The organism is Streptantibioticus parmotrematis (genome assembly GCF_019890615.1).
Taxonomy (GTDB): Bacteria; Actinomycetota; Actinomycetes; order Streptomycetales; family Streptomycetaceae; genus Streptantibioticus_D; species Streptantibioticus_D parmotrematis.
This window is the reverse complement of the sequence record NZ_JAINVZ010000007.1, coordinates 41,590-58,239: the sequence shown is the minus strand read 5'-3', so window position 1 is coordinate 58,239 and position 16,650 is coordinate 41,590. Positions and strand designations below refer to the sequence as shown.

Genomic DNA, 16,650 nt, shown 5'->3' with positions numbered 1-16,650 from the left:
GGCTGTGTCCACCCAGGGGATGCCACCCCCTGGCTACGCCTTGGCCGTGCGAGCGACCATGAAGGGGTGAACCTTCCAGAACTCGGTGCCTTCCTCAGGACACGCCGCGACCGCATCCGCCCTGCCGAGGTCGGTCTCCCCCACGGCCCGCGCCGGCGCGTCCCCGGGCTGCGCCGTGAGGAGGTCGCGCAGCTGGCAGGGCTGTCGGCCGACTACTACACCGAGCTGGAACGCGGCAGCGCGAAGAACGGCGTGCAGCCCTCCACCCAGACCCTGGCCGCCCTCGCCCGGGCCCTGCGCCTGAACGGCGACGAGCGCGACCACCTGTTCCACCTGGCCGAACGACCGGTCCCCCCGTCGGCGCACGGGCCGTCGGCACACGTGCAGCCCGCGCTCCTCGGGCTCCTGGACCGGCTGTCCAACACCCCCGCGCGCGTCATCACCGACCTGCACGAAACCCTGGTGGAGAACGACCTGGCCCTGACCCTGCTCGGCGCGTCACCGGCGCATCGTGGCCCGGCGGCGAGCTTCGTGTACCGCTGGTTCACCGACCCGCGGGCGCGCGAGATCTACCCGCCCGAGGACCACCCGCAGCACTCCCGGGTGTTCGTGGCCGACCTCCAGGCAGCAGCCGCCCGGCGCGGCCGGGACGCGGAGGTCACGAAGATGGTCGCCGTGCTGCGCCGCCGCAGCCAGGAGTTCGCGGCCCTGTGGGACACCCACGACGTCGCGGTGCGCCGCATGGACCACAAGAGGATCGTCCACCCCCTGCTCGGCGTCATCGAACTCGACTGCTACAACCTCCTCAGCGAGGACGGACGGCAACGCCTGCTGTGGTTCACCGCCCCGCCCGGAAGCCCGGGAGCCGAGCAGCTGGAGCTACTGTCCGTCGTGGGCACCCAGGAGCTGAGCGCCACGGAGGGCATGGCACCGGAGAGGTTGTCCGCACCGGAATCCGGACCGCAGCGCTGACCCGCGCCGCAGAGGGGGACCGCCTTCCCGGCAAGGCGTGGCGGACACCCTCCGGCACGGGGCGTGAGCCGGGGTTTGTGTACCTGAGCAGGCAGCAACCGAGATCGCCCCGGGCTCCTGCGCGGTGGTCAGCGAGCGCCCGGCGCCGCGTCCCCGGGCACCGCGGGCCACAGCGCGATGAGGCGGTCGGCGGTCGCGGCGACCGGGAGGTTCGCGGTGTCCACGACCAGTGTGCCGGGCGGATCGGTCGCCGCTATCTCCTCCATCTGGCGTTCGCTGCGCCACAGTTGGTCGCGCGCGGCGCCCCCGGTGTCGCGCCGCCGCACCCGGGAGGCGAGGACGTCGCGGGGCGCGGTGAGGCGGACGACGGTGACCGCCGCGTCCGGCACGGCCTCCGCGATCCAGCGCAGTTCCTGCCTGAGATCGGCGAAGACGCCGCACAGCACCAGGCGGTGGTGGCCGAGTCCGGCGTAAGTGGCCCATATCGCGGCGAGGTTGCGGCGGGCGGGCTCCCACCGCGGCAGTCCGGGCGGCGGCCACGGGTGGACGCGGTCGAGTTCGTCGCGTTCCACCAGCGCGTGGGCGAGCCCGCCCTCGACGAGCCGCCGGGACACCTCGCGGGCGGTCGCGGTCTTGCCGACCCCGGTCGCGCCGCAGATGACGAGGGCATCCACCGTGTCCCGGATGCCGCCGCGTGGTTCGCCGTTCACCGCCGTCACCGTTCGCAGTGTGGTCCGAGGCGGCCGGTACCGCCAGCTCCGAAGCTCAAATCCCGCTCTGAACTGCGCCGTTGAGCGGACTGTGCGACGGCTGCGGGGCGAACGCGCTCAGTCGGCGGGGCCAAGTCACCCGGCTGATAACGAAACGGAGACGATGGCGCCGCGAACGTACTAACGTACGGTCGCACTTCGTACTGCCGAGTGCGGCGCACGCCCCTTCGCGTCCCGCATCAGGAGGCGCCCATGCACATCCATCCGTCCCTCAGGTCCACCGCCGCCAGTGGGCTCGTGGCGGGAGCCCTGGTCTGCACCGTGGCCTCGCTGGTGTACCCGGTCTACAAGTTCACCAAGACCCAGGACGCCGCGGCCGGCACGAGCGCGCAGGCGCCGGTGGTCCCGGGCTTCCCGACCCCGAGCGGGCCGACCGAGACCACGACGTCCGGGCCGCTGACCGCCGCCGACCGCGAGTTCGTCGTCCAGGTCAGGCTGAGCGACCTGTGGGAGCTTCCGGCCGGGCAGCAGGCGCAGGCGCAGGGCACCACCGCGGCGGTGCGGTCGGCGGGCGGCGACCTGGTCACCGGCCACACCCGGCTGGACGGGGACGTGCAGTCGGCCGCCGTGGCGGTCGGCGTGGACCTGCCGACCCAGCCGGACGCGGGGCAACGGGCCTCGCTGACGCGGCTGAGCGGCGCCCAGGGCACCGCGTACGACAGGCTGTTCGCCAACACCCTGCACGGCTCGGACGACGCGCTCTTCCAGTTCGCCGCGCAGATCCGGGCGGACACCCAGAACTCGGTGGTACGGCGGCTGGCGACGCAGACCAACGGCATCGTGCTCCAGCAGATCGCCGCGCTGGAGCGCACCGGCCTGGTCGACTTCACCGGCGGCGGGACCACCGCGCCGCCCGCACCGACGCCCACGACCTCGGCTTCCTCGGTGTCTCCGGCACCCTCGTCGCCGGTGCCCGCGCCGCCCACGATCACGTACACCATCTCGGCCAGCGAGGCCCCGAGATGAATCTCACCGCTCCCGTTACGGACTATTCGCACATTCGTCCCCGAAAGGGGGAGCGGAATGTCAGTGCCGTCCAGTAGAACACCTGTATGTGGGTTTCACTGCTTCTCATCGCCTGGGCAGCGGCGATCCTCTCCTGCGCACGACTGTGCCGGGCGGCGGTCGTCGTCGCCGACCGGCACCCGGTGCCGGACGGCCCGGGCTTCGTGCTGACCGGCCCCGGACAACTGGGGCTGTACGAGACCGCGTTCCTGGCCGGTGGTCCGCACCGGGTCACCGACCTCACGCTGGTCGCGATGTGCCGTGAGCGCCGCATGATGCTGGCGCACACCGGGTGGGCCACCGTCGTCGACCCGGTGGGGCACGACGAGGTGGAGCGTTCGCTGCTCGCCATGATCGGGCCGGAGGGCCAGTCGCGGATACCGGTGGTGCGCAAGAAGCACGCGACGGCCGCCGCGGTGCGGGTGCTGGGCGAGCGGCTGGTCTCCGACGGGCTCGCGGTGCCCGCGTCCGCGCGCGACCGGGTGGCCTCGGGGATGCGGCTGGTGATGGCGGCGGCCGGGCTGATCGTCGCGCTGCTCGCGGTGACGGCGGGGCTGGGGATCCGCGGGTCGCACGACTCGGCGCCGCTGTGGTTCGGGCTGCCGCTGGTGCTGACGCTGGGCTGCCTGCTGATAGCCCGGCTGGAGATCGTGCCCTACACCCGCTGGGCCTCGCCGGCCGGTGAGGCGGTGCTGGACGCGATCCCCATATCCCGGCACCACGCCGCCGTGGGCGACCGCGCGCTGCTGACCGCGTTGGCGCTGCGCGGACCGAAGGTGCTGCCCGACCCCGCGCTGCGCGCCGCCCTCGGCCACGGCCGCCTCAAGCGCGCGGAGCTGGCCGCGTAGGCGTTCTGCCAGAACTGGCCGCTTAAGGCACCGCAGGACCCGGGCGCCGCTTGCCCGCCGGGCGCCGCCCGCCCGGACGCGGTGCGCGCCGGGCGGGCGGGTTCGAGCGAGGCTGCTCGCGCCAAGCCCCCGACTACGCCAGGCCCTCGACCAGTTCCGCGACCGAGCGCCGGCGGCCGGTGTAGAAGGGGACCTCCTCGCGCACGTGGCGGCGCGCCTCGGAGCCGCGCAGGTGGCGCATCAGGTCGACGATGCGGTGCAGTTCGTCGGCCTCGAAGGCGAGGATCCACTCGTAGTCGCCGAGCGAGAAGGACGCGACGGTGTTGGCCCGCACGTCCGGGTAGCCGCGCGCCATCTTGCCGTGGTCGGCGAGCATCCGGCGGCGGTCCTCGTCGGGCAGCAGGTACCAGTCGTAGGAGCGCACGAACGGGTAGACGCTCACGTAGTCGCGCGGCGTCTCGTCGGCGAGGAACGCGGGGACGTGCGACTTGTTGAACTCGGCCGGGCGGTGCAGCGCCATGTTGGACCACACCGGCTCCAGCGAGCGGCCCAGCTTCGTGCGGCGGAAGCGGTTGTAGGCGTCCTGGAGCTCGTCGGAGGTCTCCGCGTGCCACCAGATCATGACGTCGGCGTCGGCCCGCAGCCCCGAGACGTCGTACGTGCCACGCACGGTGACGTCCTTGGCGGCGAGCTGCCCGAACAGCTCGTCCACCTCGTCCGCGAAGCCGGAGCGGTCCTCCGGCAGCGCGTCGCGCAGCCGGAAGACCGACCAGAGCGTGTAGCGGATCACGTCGTTGAGGTCGCGGGCCTTCTTGCCCGCGTTGGGGGCCTTGGCGGGTGCAGCGTTCTCGGTCATGCGGACATTCTCCCGCGCCCCGCCGCACGCCCCGCCGCAGGGTGGCCGAGTCCGCTCAGGCCCGGGTGCCGCCGTCCGGTTCGCCCAGCAGCCGGTCCGCCGCCGCGCGGGCGCCGCCGACGCAGGCGGGGATGCCGACCCCGTCGTAGAGCGCGCCGCACACCGCGACGCCGGGCAGCTTGGCGACGTGCTCACGGATGCGGGCGACCCGCTCCAGATGGCCGACCGGGTACTGCGGCAGGCCGCCGTTCCAGCGGGTGACGCGGGCGGCGACCGGCGCGGCGGTGATGCCCGCCGCGCGGCCCAGGTCCTCGCGCGAGAGCCGTACGAGGTCGGTGTCGTCCCAGGCGAGATCGGCCTCGTCGCCGTGGCGGCCGACGGAGGTGCGCAGCACGAAGGTGTCGGGACCGGCCGCGTCGACCCAGCCCCACTTGCGGCTGGAGAAGGTGGACGCCTTGATGGTGCGTCCGTCGACCGGCGGCACCAGGAAGCCGCTTCCGCCCGGCAGGCCCAGCAGGTCGCGGCGGCGGAACGCCATCGTCACCAGCGCCATGCTCGCGTACTCGACGGTGTCCAGTTCGGCGGCGGCGACGGGCGCCTCCGAGGCCAGCAGCCGCGCCGCGACCGGGGCGGGCACCGCCAGCAGCACGGCGTCGGCGGCCAGTTGGCCGGGCCCCTCGGGACCGCGCACGTCGAGCGTCCAGCCGAGCGCGGTCCTGCGCAGCGCCGACACCTCGGTCCCGGTGCGCAGGTCGGCCCCGGCGGCGCGGCAGGCGTCGGCGACGGCGAGCGGCAGCCTGCCGATGCCGCCGCGGATGCCCATGAAGACGGACGGCTCACCGCTCACCGCGCGGCCGGAGGCCTGCTGGGCGGCGGCCTGCTGGGCGGCGGCCTTGCGCTGCGCGGCCCGTACGCCCTCGATCAGCGACCGCCTGCCGCGGATCGCCTCGAACAGCTGCGGGACGGCGGCGCGCATCGAGATGCGGTAGGCGTCGCCCGCGTAGACCCCGCCGAGCAGTGGTTCGACGAGGCGGTCGACGACCTCGCGGCCGAGCCGGGCGGCGACGAACGCGCCGACCGCGACGTCCTCCCCGACCCGGGTGCGCGGCAGCACGTGGTCGAGCGGGATACGGGCCAGGCCCGCGGGCGACAGGACCCCGGAGGCGGACAGCGGCCCGAGGTCGCCGGGCACGCCCATGACGTGGCCGCGCGGCATCGGCCGCAGCCTGCCGCGGGTCCACAGGGCGGCGGAGGCGGTGGCGGGCGGCTGGAGGTCGGCGGCGAGGCCGACCTCGCGGGCCAGGCCGACCGCCTCGGGACGGCGGGCGAGCATCGACTCGGCGCCCAGGTCCACCGGCACGCCCGCGATCTCGTCCGCGTACAGCTTGCCGCCGAGCCTGCCGTCGGCCTCCAGCAGCGTCACCCGGGCGCCGCCCGCCAGCAGCCGGTGGGCGGCGGCGAGTCCGGAGATCCCGCCGCCCACCACGACGACGTGGCGACCGCCGGAGGTGGACCGCGGGGCCGGGGAGGCTGCGCTCATGCCGTCCACTGTGCCACCGGCTCTCAGCGCTCGGTCGTGGTGTGGACGAACTCCACGAGCGCGGTGAGCGCGTCCGGGTCGGTGGTCGGCAGCACGCCGTGACCCAGGTTGAACACGTGGCCGGGCGCGGCCTGCGCGGCGTGCAGCACCTCGCGGGCCTTGGTCTCCACGGCGGTGCGCGGCGCGAACAGGACGGCCGGGTCGAGGTTGCCCTGCAGCGCCTTGCCCGGGCCGACCCGCTTGGCGGCCTCGTTGAGCGGCACCCGCCAGTCGACGCCCACCACGTCGGCGCCGGCCTCGCCCATCAGCCCGAGCAGCTCGCCGCTGCCGACCCCGAAGTGGATGCGCGGCACGTCGTATCCGGCGACCGCGTCGAAGACCTTGGCGGAGGCGGGCAGGACGGAGCGCCGGTAGTCGTCGGGGGCCAGCGCGCCGACCCAGGAGTCGAAGAGCTGCACGGCCGAGGCGCCCGCCTCGATCTGGACCTTCAGGAACGCGGAGGTGATGACCGCGAGGCGGTCCAGCAGGTCGGCCCACAGCTGCGGGTCGCCGTACATCATGGCCTTGGTGCGCTCGTGGTTGCGCGACGGGCCGCCCTCGACGAGGTAGCTGGCGAGGGTGAATGGCGCGCCCGCGAAGCCGATCAGCGGGGTGGCGCCCAGTTCGGCGGTGAGCATGCCGATCGCCTCGGTCACGTAACGCACGTCGTCCGGCTCCAGCGGGCGCAGCCGGTCGAGGTCGGCGCGGGTGCGGACCGGCTCGGCGACGACGGGGCCGACGCCGGGCTTGATGTCGAGGTCGAGCCCGATCGCCTTGAGCGGCACGACGATGTCGCTGAAGTAGATGGCCGCGTCGACCTTGTGGCGGCGCACCGGCTGGAGGGTGATCTCGGTGACGAGGTCGGGGCGCATGCAGGAGTCGAGCATCGCGATGCCCTCGCGCACCTTGTGGTACTCGGGCAGGGAGCGCCCGGCCTGCCGCATGAACCACACCGGGGTGTGCGGCACCGGCTCGCGTCGGCAGGCGCGGATGAACGCGGACCCACGGGTCGCGGAGGTGGGGCGGTGGTCGGCAGCGGCACGCTCGTCAGCACTCACGGGGTGAATCTTCGCATGGGCCGAAGGAGCGACCCGCCGCGCCCACGGCCTTCCCGTACGCGGGGATGCGGGCGGCCTAGTCTTCCGGGCATGGCAGCGGCACAGGGGCACTCCGAGGACGGGGACGGAGCACCACTGGTGTTCCAGCGGGCGGTCGACACGTTGCGGGCGGCCCGGGTGCGGCCGGAGGTGGAACTGGCGCCGATGCCGGCGCCCCGCAAACTCGCCCCGTACGCCTGCGCGATGGAGGCGTCGGTGCTGGTGGAGGGGGAGGAACTGGCGGACGGGCGGCTGGTGCTGCTGCACGACCCGGCCGGACAGGAGGCCTGGAACGGCACGTTCCGGGTGGTGACGCTGGCCCGCGCGGACCTGGAGCCGGAGATGGCGGCCGACCCGCTGCTGCCCGAGGTGTGCTGGTCGTGGCTGACGGGTGCGCTGGCGGCGCGTGGTGCGGCGTACGGCGAGCCGAGCGGCACGGTCTCGCGCAGTTCCTCGCACTACTTCGGCGCGCTCGCGGAGCGCCCGGACAGTACCCAGATCGAGGTGCGGGCCTCGTGGACGCCGCAGGACACCGCGGCGGGCGGGCCGGACGCCGCGGCGCACCTGGCGGCGTGGTGCGAGCTGCTGTGCGCGGGTGCGGGCCTGCCGCCGTCGGCGGGTGCCGAGCAGGGCGGCGGGGTCGTGTCGCTGCCGAACCGCCGCGGCCCGAGGTGATGGACTGAATCCGGCCAACCGGCCGGATTCTTGCCCCCGCGTCCGGCGCGAGCGTTCCCGCTCCGGGGCCGACGCGAGCGCCGAACGGCCGGGGTCCTCACGACAGCCCGTCAGATGACCGCAGCTGTCGCACTTTCGCGCGAAAACGATCGCTTGGCGATCCTTCTTGCCCGGAACGTTACCGAATAAATCGTGATCTTTCTCTAAAGCCGGGTTCACATACTGCCGAAGAGGACTGTGACCACTAATCCTCGCGGTACCCGCCGGCCCTCCCCCGCCGGACACGGTCCGCCACTGCACAGGAGGCCCGGTGTCGGTTCTTCTCGACCACCCCACAAGCCTGGTCGCCTACCGCCCGATCAAGCCGACGGCCATGGTCGTCGTCGCCGACCCCCGCGTCCGCAGCACTGTCACCCGGCATCTGTGGGCGCTCGGCGTCCGTGACGTGATCGAAGCGTCGTCCATCGCGGAGGCCCGCCCCCGGGTCGGCACGCCACGCGACATCTGCGTCGCCGACGTCCACCTGCCCGACGGTTCCGGGCTGACCCTCCTCGCGGAGACCAGGGCGGCGGGCTGGCCCAACGGCCTGGCGCTGTCGGCCGCAGACGACATCGGCGCGGTACGCAACGCGCTGGCCGGCGGCGTCAAGGGCTACGTGGTCACCGGCACCCGGACCAACGTCGGCCTCGCCCAGCGCCCCGGCGCCGCCCCGATCGGCGCGCCCGGCGCCCGCATGCAGCGCCGCCCCCCGGGCGCCCCCGGCCACCCCGGCGGCTACCGGGAGCTGTCCGGCCGCGAGGTGGAGGTGCTGCGGCTGGTCGCCGAGGGCCAGTCCAACAAGGCGATCGGCGTCTCGATGGGCCTGTCCGCGCTCACCGTCAAGAGCCACCTCGCCCGCATCGCCCGCAAGCTGGGCACCGGTGACCGCGCCGGAATGGTGGCGGTGGCGCTGCGCACCGGCATCATCCACTGACGCCACCGCGGATTCGAACGCCTGCCGACGGAACGTTCCGTCGGCAGGCGTTCCGCTGCGCCGGGGTGTGCCCCGGTTCCGCATGTCCGCTGCGCCGGAGCGCGCCCCGGTTCCGCAGGACGGAACATCGCGCCGGTCCGCCCCCGGCGGGCCCGGCTACCCTTGACGGGTGACCGACGCCCGAGAGACCGCAGCAAGCGAAGACATCCCGGCGCCGGTCCCGCTGCTGGATCCGCGCGAGGGCATCCCGCCGGTGACCGCCAGCCCGGAAGCCCTCGCCGAGGTGGTGGCGGCGTTCGCCGCCGGCTCCGGACCTGTCGCCGTCGACGCCGAGCGCGCATCCGGTTACCGCTACGGGCAGCGGGCCTACCTGGTCCAGCTGCGCCGGGCCGGAGCTGGGACCGCGCTGATCGACCCCATCGCCTGCGGTGAACTGACCGCGCTGGGCGACGCCATCGCCGACGCCGAATGGATCCTGCACGCGGCGACCCAGGACCTGCCGTGCCTGGCGGAGATCGGGATGCGCCCGCGCGGGCTCTTCGACACCGAACTGGCCGGACGGCTGGCCGGGTTCCCCCGGGTCGGCCTCGGCGCGATGGTCGAGAGCGTGCTCGGGTACGCGCTGGAGAAGGGGCACTCGGCGGTCGACTGGTCGACCCGGCCGCTGCCCGAGCCCTGGCTGCGCTACGCCGCGCTCGACGTCGAGCTGCTGGTCGACCTGCGCGACGCGCTGGAGGCGGAGCTGCGCGAGCAGGGCAAGCTGGAGTGGGCGCTGCAGGAGTTCGCCGCGATCGCCGCCGCCCCGCCGCCCGCCCCGCGCACCGACCCGTGGCGCCGCACCTCGGGAATGCACAAGGTCAGGCGCCGCCGACAGCTGGGCGTCGTACGGGAGTTGTGGACGCTGCGCGACCACATCGCCCAGGAGCGGGACGTCTCCCCCGGCCGGGTCCTGACCGACGCGGCCATCGTGGCCGCCGCCCTGGCCGTGCCGGCCAACGTGCACGCCCTCGCCGCGCTGCCCGGCTTCGGCAACCGGGTCGGCCGCCGCCAGCTGGAGGTCTGGCAGGACGCCGTGGAACGGGTGAAGGCGATGCCCGAGCGCGACCTGCCGCAGCCGGGACCCGCGCCGTCCGGTCCGCCGCCGCCGCGTTCCTGGGCCGATCGCGACCCGGCCGCCGCCGCCCGGCTCGCGGCGGCCCGCGCCGCCGTCACCGCCGAGGCCGAGCGGCTGAACCTGCCGCAGGAGAACCTGATCTCACCGGACACCGTGCGCCGGGTGTGCTGGGAGCCGCCCGCCGACCCGACGCCGGAGGCGGTCGCCGAGCGGCTGCGCGAGCGCGGCGCCCGGCCGTGGCAAGTCGGCCTGGTCGCCGACGTGATCGCGAAGGCGCTGCGCACCCCGGCCCCGGAGGCGTAGCGCCCGCCCGGGGGCGTGGAGCCCGGGCTGCGGAGCCCTGACGCCCACCCCCGGAGGCGTGGCGCCAACCCTCCCGGCGGTGTGACCTTCGCCGCTTGCGGTGGGGGGACTGGGCACGTTGGTTACTCGCAAGTAGCATGGTCAGGGTGAGCCGCCGTCGTACTCGTGGCGGCTCCCGCAGCGCCCCCGCATCTGGAGGAGAGCCAACGTGCCTCGTACCGCTAGGGACGTCGTCTTCGTCGACGGCGTCCGCACCCCGTTCGGCAAGGCGGGCCCGAAGGGCATCTACCACGAGACCCGCGCCGACGATCTGGTGATCAAGTGCATCCGGGAGCTGCTGCGGCGCAACCCGGACCTGGACCCCGCCCGCGTCGACGAGGTCGCGATCGCCGCCACCACGCAGATCGGCGACCAGGGCCTGACCATCGGCCGCACGGCCGCCATCCTCGCCGGGCTGCCGACGACCGTCCCCGGCTTCGCCATCGACCGCATGTGCGCGGGCGCGATGACCGCGGTGACCACCACCGCGGGCGGCATCGCCTTCGGCGCGTACGACGTCGTGGTGGCAGGTGGCGTGGAGCACATGGGCCGCCACCCGATGGGCGAGGGCGTCGACCCCAACCCGCGCTTCGTCTCCGAGAAGCTGGTCGACGAGTCCGCCATGTTCATGGGCATGACGGCGGAGAACCTGCACGACCGCTTCCCGCACATCACCAAGCTGCGTGCCGACGAGTACGCCGTGCGCAGCCAGGAGAAGGCCGCGAAGGCGTACGCCAACGGCAGCATCCAGCAGGACCTGGTGCCGATCGCGATCCGCCGCACCAGCCCGGAAGCCGGGGAGACCGGCTGGGGCCTGGCCACCGCCGACGAGCCGATGCGCCCGGGCACCACGCTGGAGAACCTGGCGGGCCTCAAGACCCCGTTCCGCGCGCACGGCCGGGTCACCGCGGGCAACGCCGCCGGTCTCAACGACGGTGCCACCGCCTCGCTGCTGGCCGCCGAGGACGTCGCCCGCGAGCTGGAACTGCCGGTGCGGATGCGGCTGGTCTCCTACTCCTTCGCCGGTGTCGAGCCCGAGGTGATGGGCTTCGGCCCGATCCCGTCGACCGAGAAGGCGCTCGCCAAGGCGGGCCTGACCATCGACGACATCGGCCTGTTCGAGATCAACGAGGCGTTCGCCGTCCAGGTGCTCGCGCTGCTCGACCACTACGGCATCGCCGACGACGACGCGCGCGTCAACCAGTACGGCGGCGCGATCGCGTTCGGCCACCCGCTGGCCTCCTCCGGCGTGCGGCTGATGACGCAGCTGGCCCGCCAGTTCGAGGAGCAGCCGCACGTCCGCTACGGCCTGACCACCATGTGCGTCGGCTTCGGCATGGGCGGCACCGTGATCTGGGAGAACCCGCACTTCGACGGAGGCAACAAGTGAGCACGACCGCTGAGCTGTTGAAGGGCGCGGCCGAGCTGTTCCCCGACGAGGTCGTCACGTCCGCGCACGTACGCCACCTCGACCTGCCGTCCGGCGCGGGCCGCTTCGCGCTGATCACGCTGGACAACGGCTTCGACCACACCAAGCCGACCACCTTCGGCCCGCAGTCCCTGGGCAACCTGAGCGCGGCGATCGACCAGGTGGAGAAGGAGTCCGCCGCGGGCGAGATCGTCGGCGTCGGCATCACCGGCAAGCCGTTCATCTTCGCGGTCGGCGCGGACCTCAAGGGCGTCGAGCTGCTCAAGCGGCACGAGGACGCGCTGGCCATCGGCAAGGGCGGCCACGACGTCTTCAAGCGCCTCGCCACGCTCGCGGTGCCCACCTTCGCGTACTACAACGGCGCGGCGATGGGCGGCGGCGTCGAGGTCGGCCTGCACTGCCAGTACCGCACGGTCTCCCGCGCGCTGCCCGCGTTCTCGCTGCCCGAGGTCTTCCTCGGCCTGGTGCCGGGCTGGGGCGGCTGCACGCTGCTGCCGAACCTGATCGGCGCGGACCGCGCGGTCTCCGTCATCATCGAGAACTCGCTCAACCAGAACAAGCAGCTCAAGGGTGAGCAGGTCTTCGAACTCGGCATCGCCGACGCGCTGTTCGACGGCGCGGACTTCCTGGAGCAGTCGCTGGCCTGGACGGCCTCGGTGCTCAAGGGCGAGATCCAGGTCGCCCGTCCCGAGATCGACCGGGGCGAGGCCTGGGACCAGGCGGTCGCCCGCGGCCGGTTCATCGCCGACGGCAAGGTGCACGGCGCGGCCCCGGCCGCCTACCGGGCGCTGGACATCATCGCGGCGGCCAAGAACGGCGACCTGGGTCAGGGCTTCGACGCGGAGGACACCGCGCTGGCCGACCTGATCATGGGCGGCGAACTGCGCAGCGGCATCTACGCGTTCAACCTCGTCCAGAAGCGCGGCAAGCGCCCGGCCGGCGCGCCGGACAAGAACTTCGCGCGCCCGGTGACGAAGGTCGGCGTGGTCGGCGCGGGCCTGATGGCCTCGCAGCTGGCGCTGCTGTTCGCGCGCCGCCTGGAGGTGCCGGTCGTGCTGACCGACATCGACCAGGCGCGGATCGACAAGGGCGTGGGCTACGTCCACGGCGAGATCGACAAGCTGCTGGCCAAGGGCCGGGTGAACGGCGACAAGGCCAACCGCCTCAAGGCGCTGGTGTCCGGTTCGCTGGACAAGGCCGAGGCGTTCGGTGACGCGGACTTCGTCATCGAGGCGGTCTTCGAGGAGATCGGCGTCAAGCAGCAGGTGTTCGCCGAGGTCGAGGCGGTGGTGAAGCCGGAGACCATCCTGGCGACCAACACCTCGTCGCTGTCGGTCTCGGAGATGGCCTCGAAGCTCGAGCACCCCGAGCGGGTCGTGGGCTTCCACTTCTTCAATCCGGTCGCGATCCTGCCGCTGCTGGAGATCGTGCGCGGCGAGAAGACCGACGACGCGTCGCTGGCCACCGCGTTCGCCGTGGCCAGGAAGCTGAAGAAGACCGCGGTGCTGGTCAAGGACGCCCCGGCGTTCGTGGTCAACCGCATCCTGACCCGCTTCATGGGCGAGATCCAGAACGTCATCGACGAGGGCACCGAGGTCGCCGTCGCCGAGCGGGCGATCGAGCCGCTGGGTCTGCCGATGTCGCCGCTGGTGCTGCTGGAGCTGGTCGGCCCGGCGATCGGCCTGCACGTCTCCGAGACGCTGCACGGCGCGTTCCCCGACCGCTTCACGGTCTCCCCGAACCTCAAGGCGGTCGTGGAGGCGGGCAAGCGCGGCTTCTACGTCTACGACTCCGGTAAGCCGGAGCTGGACCCGGAGGTCGCGGCGCTGCTCAAGCAGGGCGACGTCAAGCTCACCGAGGAGCAGGTGCGCGCCCGCGTCCTCGACGCGGTGGCGCAGGAGATCGGCATCATGCTCGACGAGGGCGTGGTCGCCGAGGCGCAGGACATCGACCTGTGCCTGATCACCGGCGCGGGCTGGCCGTTCCACCTGGGCGGCATCACCCCGTACCTGGACCGCGAGGGCGTCTCGCAGCGGGTGAACGGCAAGCCGTTCCTCGCCCCGGGAGTGGCGAGCGTCCCGGCGTAAGGCGCTTCGTACTCCGACGCGTGGGGCCCGTACGGCAGTTGACCGTACGGGCCCCACGCGTCGGTGCCTACGGGGTGCGGCGGGCGGTGCCGGGGGTCCTGGTCATGCTGGTGGCGCTCGCCGTGCAGAACGCCACGGTGAGGTCCTTGACCAGGGCCTTGCGCTCGCCGTCGTCCATCGCGACCAGGCCGCGTTCGGTGAGGCCGCGCACCGTCTCGGCGACCGAGGCGACCACGTCGTCCAGGACCGCCCTGCGCCGTCTGGCGTCCAGGACCGCCAGGTGACGGCGGCGCATCACCTCGGCGACCTCCGGCGCGTAGGCGACGCGCACCGGGCGGGCGGAGAAGACCTCGATGCCCACCGGCCGCATCTCCCGGGCCAGCGCCCGGGTCAGCGCGTCCCCGACGTACTCGGTGTCGCGCAGGGTGTGGCCGGTGCCCCGGAAGTCGTCGGCGGGCAGCCGGGACAGCACCCGGGTCACCGTGCCCTCCACCTGCTCGCGCAGGTAGCGCTCGTAGTCGTCCACCGCGAAGCAGGCCTTCGCGGTGTCGCGGACCCGCCAGACCAGCAGCACGGTGACGTGCAGCCGGGCGCCGCCCGCGTCGGCGGCCTCCAGCGGACGGCTGCGCCAGTGCCGCAGCCGCACGTCGACCCGGCGGCGGCCGAGCAGCGGGTTGATCCACAGCAGTCCGGTGTGGCGGACGGTGCCCCGGTAGGCGCCGCAGCGGGTCAGCAGCCAGACGGTGCCGGGTCTGCCGCGGGTCAGCCCGCCGACGCAGTACGCGGCGAACGCGGCCAGCAGCATCACCGCGCCCCACATCCCGGCGGCGTGCCCCGCGTCGGGCGCCGCCGGGGGTGCGGGCAGCACGGTGAAGCCCGCGACGTGCGCGGGCAGCACGCCGAGCCGCCACACCGTCCACAGCGCCCCCGCGACGGCGGCGCATCCGGCCACCACGGCGGGACCGCCGGAGCGGCTGTGGCCCTGCTGCTCCCCCGGCGCGTCGGCGGCGGCCGGTGTCTCCCACGGCGCGCGCGAGCGAGGCTCCGGCGGCGACGCGCGCGGGTCGTCCGGCTCGCGTCGCCCCCGCTCCGGGACGGCGGCGAGTTCCGCGGTGTCCTCCAGCGCGGCCGCGACGGCCCTGGACAGCCCCGCGGCGGCGTGCGGCCCGGGCGGGGTCGCCGCGGGCGCCGACGGGCCCGTGAAGGCGGCCCCGCGGCCCCCGGTGGCGGGCAGCGACGGGGCGCCGGTCGCGGTGAACGCGGCCGTGGTGGCCCCGGCCGCCGGGAACGCCTTCACGCCCCGGCTCCGCGCCGGCCCTGACGTCCGGTCAGCCCCGCACCGGGAACACGCTCGATCGACGGTATGAACACGACACCGCTCCTCCCGTAACCCAGCCCTCTGACCTTCACTACCCCATCCTGCCCAGGAAGGGAACAAAAAGGATGGAATGTCAGTAGGCGAGTCGTATTGTCCGAATTAACGATTCAGACAGGGGAGGAGCGGTGCCGGACGGCCGTGGGGCGGTCAGGACGTGCTGGTGGCAGACGGCGAGGCCGTCGGGTGCGCGACCGCGTAGTCGGCGGCCTGCTTGGCCAGCGTGGTCAGCTTCTGCGGCGTCAGGCCGTCCTTGGTCGCCTCGTACTCCTTGCCGTTGATGACGACCACCGGGACGTCACCGTAGCCGGAGGACGCGTAGTCCTTCTGCGAGGCGGCGACCCAGCCCTGGTGCATCCGCGTCTGGACGCACGGCTCGAAGGACGAGGCCGGCATGCCCTTGACCTTCCGCCCCAGCTTGACCAGGTAGGAGCTGCTCGCGAAGCGGTCGTTGGACGGGTCGGTCGGCTGGTGCGCCCACAGCTCGTCGACGAACTCGCTGAAGTAGGTCTTGCCCAGGTCGTCCGCGCAAGCCGCCGCGTTCGCCGCCTGGGCCGACCCGGTGCCGCCGTACTGCTTGTCGGAGGAGGTCACCAGCTGGTAGGTGATCTGCACCTGGCCCGAGTACAGCAGCGAGTTCAGCGCCTTCGAGTAGGTCTTGGCGAAGTCCTTGGACACCGGGCTGCGCAGGTCCTCGTAGACCTCGATGGTGACCGGGACGGTCGGGTGGACCGGGATGCCGAAGATCGGGCTGCCGGCCGCGATCCCGGTGGGCCTGCTGACCCCGTGCTTGTCTGCGGCGCGCTTGTAGGAGCCGATCACCGCGGACACGGCGAAGACGGCACCGACGGCCACAACCGCCACGACGGTGGTCCGCCACCGCTGCCAGCCGTGGCGTCGGGAGATCCCCGCGCCCGAAGCCGTCGGCTCACCCTGCGCCTTGGGGGCCTCGGTCCCCTTGGACTTCGCCATCACGCGTCCCATCACTCCTGCGACCAGCCGTATGCCGTACCGCGCCTGTATACCACCGTTGCCGATGAACGCGGGGTGGCAGGGTGGTCCCATGACCGCCTCGCACCCGGCGCCGCCGGACGTCCCGCCCCTGCTCGTCGTGGACGCCGCCAACACCGTCGGCTCGGTCCCGGACGGGTGGTGGCGCGACCGGCGCGGGGCGACGGAACGGCTCCGTGACGCGCTGGCGCCCCTGGCGGCCACCGGGCTGCCGGATCGCGCCGGCGTGCCCGGCTGGGCGCGACACGGCCCGCTGGACGTCCTGCTGGTCGTCGAGGGCGCCGCGCGCGGGGTGCGCCCGGTTCCGGGGGTGCGGGTCGAGGCGGCCGAGGGCAGCGGTGACGATCTGATGGTACGGCTGCTGCGGAACGCCGCCCGCCAGGACCCCGGCCGCCCGCTGCTGCTGGTCACCGCCGACCGGGAGCTGCGGGAGCGGGCCGGGGAGTCCGGCGCGCTCTGCGTGGGACCGCGCGCGGTGCGCGACGGGAGGCCGGGGGTGTGACGGGACGCCGGGGGC

15 protein-coding genes are annotated in these 16,650 nt (G+C 73.7%); 9 read left to right on the top strand and 6 right to left on the bottom strand.

The window, feature by feature from the left end; translation table 11 throughout:
- The first annotated feature begins 66 nt into the window (after positions 1-66).
- Entirely contained in the window at positions 67-972 is a 906-nt protein-coding gene (locus tag K7472_RS12830; RefSeq protein ID WP_222977289.1) for a helix-turn-helix transcriptional regulator, read from the top strand.
- A 128-nt stretch (positions 973-1,100) separates the two neighbouring features.
- On the opposite strand, the gene K7472_RS12825 is transcribed toward K7472_RS12830, so the two are convergent.
- Positions 1,101-1,691, bottom strand: a complete 591-nt coding sequence (locus tag K7472_RS12825; RefSeq protein ID WP_308013885.1) for an AAA family ATPase — start codon at positions 1,689-1,691, stop codon at positions 1,101-1,103.
- A 243-nt stretch (positions 1,692-1,934) separates the two neighbouring features.
- On the opposite strand from K7472_RS12825, the gene K7472_RS12820 reads away from it, so the two are divergent.
- Both K7472_RS12820 and K7472_RS12815 read left to right on the top strand, forming a co-directional pair.
- A complete protein-coding gene (locus K7472_RS12820; protein WP_222977288.1) occupies positions 1,935-2,708 on the top strand; it encodes a DUF4142 domain-containing protein in 774 nt (257 codons plus the stop codon).
- A gap of 86 nt (positions 2,709-2,794) precedes the next feature.
- Complete coding sequence (locus tag K7472_RS12815; protein ID WP_222977286.1) at positions 2,795-3,595, top strand: TIGR04222 domain-containing membrane protein; 801 nt, start codon at positions 2,795-2,797, stop codon at positions 3,593-3,595.
- 133 nt (positions 3,596-3,728) lie between these two features.
- Here K7472_RS12815 and hemQ read toward each other — a convergent pair whose 3' ends face one another.
- From hemQ to hemE, 3 genes are read right to left on the bottom strand one after another with little or no spacing between them, the layout of a single operon-like run.
- Positions 3,729-4,451 (bottom strand): hydrogen peroxide-dependent heme synthase, encoded by a 723-nt coding sequence (hemQ, locus tag K7472_RS12810; protein ID WP_222977285.1) that lies wholly within the window; start codon positions 4,449-4,451, stop codon positions 3,729-3,731.
- Between the two features lie 55 nt (positions 4,452-4,506).
- Entirely contained in the window at positions 4,507-5,991 is a 1,485-nt protein-coding gene (gene hemG / locus K7472_RS12805) for a protoporphyrinogen oxidase (RefSeq protein WP_222977284.1), read from the bottom strand.
- A 23-nt stretch (positions 5,992-6,014) separates the two neighbouring features.
- Entirely contained in the window at positions 6,015-7,088 is a 1,074-nt protein-coding gene (gene hemE / locus K7472_RS12800) for a uroporphyrinogen decarboxylase (protein WP_222977283.1), read from the bottom strand.
- 90 nt (positions 7,089-7,178) lie between these two features.
- On the opposite strand from hemE, the gene K7472_RS12795 reads away from it, so the two are divergent.
- The 5 genes from K7472_RS12795 to K7472_RS12775 all read left to right on the top strand — a co-directional run bounded on the left by K7472_RS12795 (position 7,179) and on the right by K7472_RS12775 (position 13,747).
- On the top strand, positions 7,179-7,802 hold the full coding sequence (locus tag K7472_RS12795) for a DUF3000 domain-containing protein (RefSeq protein ID WP_222977282.1): 624 nt from the start codon (positions 7,179-7,181) through the stop codon (positions 7,800-7,802).
- A gap of 310 nt (positions 7,803-8,112) precedes the next feature.
- Positions 8,113-8,775 carry a LuxR C-terminal-related transcriptional regulator gene (locus K7472_RS12790; RefSeq protein ID WP_222977281.1) on the top strand — a complete coding sequence of 221 codons (663 nt, stop codon included), beginning with the start codon at positions 8,113-8,115 and terminating at the stop codon, positions 8,773-8,775.
- 169 nt (positions 8,776-8,944) lie between these two features.
- The gene (locus tag K7472_RS12785) at positions 8,945-10,192 is read left to right on the top strand and encodes an HRDC domain-containing protein (protein WP_222977280.1); all 1,248 of its coding nucleotides are present in this window, start codon (positions 8,945-8,947) and stop codon (positions 10,190-10,192) included.
- A 208-nt stretch (positions 10,193-10,400) separates the two neighbouring features.
- Entirely contained in the window at positions 10,401-11,621 is a 1,221-nt protein-coding gene (locus tag K7472_RS12780; RefSeq protein ID WP_222977279.1) for a thiolase family protein, read from the top strand.
- The gene (locus K7472_RS12775) at positions 11,618-13,747 is read left to right on the top strand and encodes a 3-hydroxyacyl-CoA dehydrogenase NAD-binding domain-containing protein (RefSeq protein WP_222977277.1); all 2,130 of its coding nucleotides are present in this window, start codon (positions 11,618-11,620) and stop codon (positions 13,745-13,747) included. The genes K7472_RS12780 and K7472_RS12775 overlap by 4 nt, the downstream gene beginning before the upstream one ends.
- A gap of 67 nt (positions 13,748-13,814) precedes the next feature.
- Here K7472_RS12775 and K7472_RS12770 read toward each other — a convergent pair whose 3' ends face one another.
- A complete protein-coding gene (locus K7472_RS12770; RefSeq protein ID WP_308013884.1) occupies positions 13,815-15,044 on the bottom strand; it encodes an SPFH domain-containing protein in 1,230 nt (409 codons plus the stop codon).
- 228 nt (positions 15,045-15,272) lie between these two features.
- Positions 15,273-16,187 (bottom strand): DsbA family protein, encoded by a 915-nt coding sequence (locus tag K7472_RS12765; protein WP_222977275.1) that lies wholly within the window; start codon positions 16,185-16,187, stop codon positions 15,273-15,275.
- Between K7472_RS12765 and K7472_RS12760 the strand changes: the two genes are divergently transcribed.
- On the top strand, positions 16,186-16,635 hold the full coding sequence (locus K7472_RS12760) for an NTP pyrophosphohydrolase (RefSeq protein ID WP_222977273.1): 450 nt from the start codon (positions 16,186-16,188) through the stop codon (positions 16,633-16,635). The two genes, K7472_RS12765 and K7472_RS12760, sit on opposite strands and share 2 nt — an antisense overlap.
- Positions 16,636-16,650: the final 15 nt, after the last annotated feature.

Excerpts from the sequence above, each read along its gene's own strand:
- K7472_RS12820 (WP_222977288.1), top strand. The coding sequence starts at position 1,935 with ATGCACATCCATCCGTCCCTCAGGTCCACCGCCGCCAGTGGGCTCGTG.
- K7472_RS12760 (WP_222977273.1), top strand. The coding sequence starts at position 16,186 with ATGACCGCCTCGCACCCGGCGCCGCCGGACGTCCCGCCCCTGCTCGTC.
- hemG (WP_222977284.1), bottom strand. The coding sequence starts at position 5,991 with ATGAGCGCAGCCTCCCCGGCCCCGCGGTCCACCTCCGGCGGTCGCCAC.
- K7472_RS12815 (WP_222977286.1), top strand. The coding sequence starts at position 2,795 with ATGTGGGTTTCACTGCTTCTCATCGCCTGGGCAGCGGCGATCCTCTCC.
- K7472_RS12765 (WP_222977275.1), bottom strand. The coding sequence starts at position 16,187 with ATGGGACCACCCTGCCACCCCGCGTTCATCGGCAACGGTGGTATACAG.
- hemQ (WP_222977285.1), bottom strand. The coding sequence starts at position 4,451 with ATGACCGAGAACGCTGCACCCGCCAAGGCCCCCAACGCGGGCAAGAAG.
- K7472_RS12795 (WP_222977282.1), top strand. The coding sequence starts at position 7,179 with ATGGCAGCGGCACAGGGGCACTCCGAGGACGGGGACGGAGCACCACTG.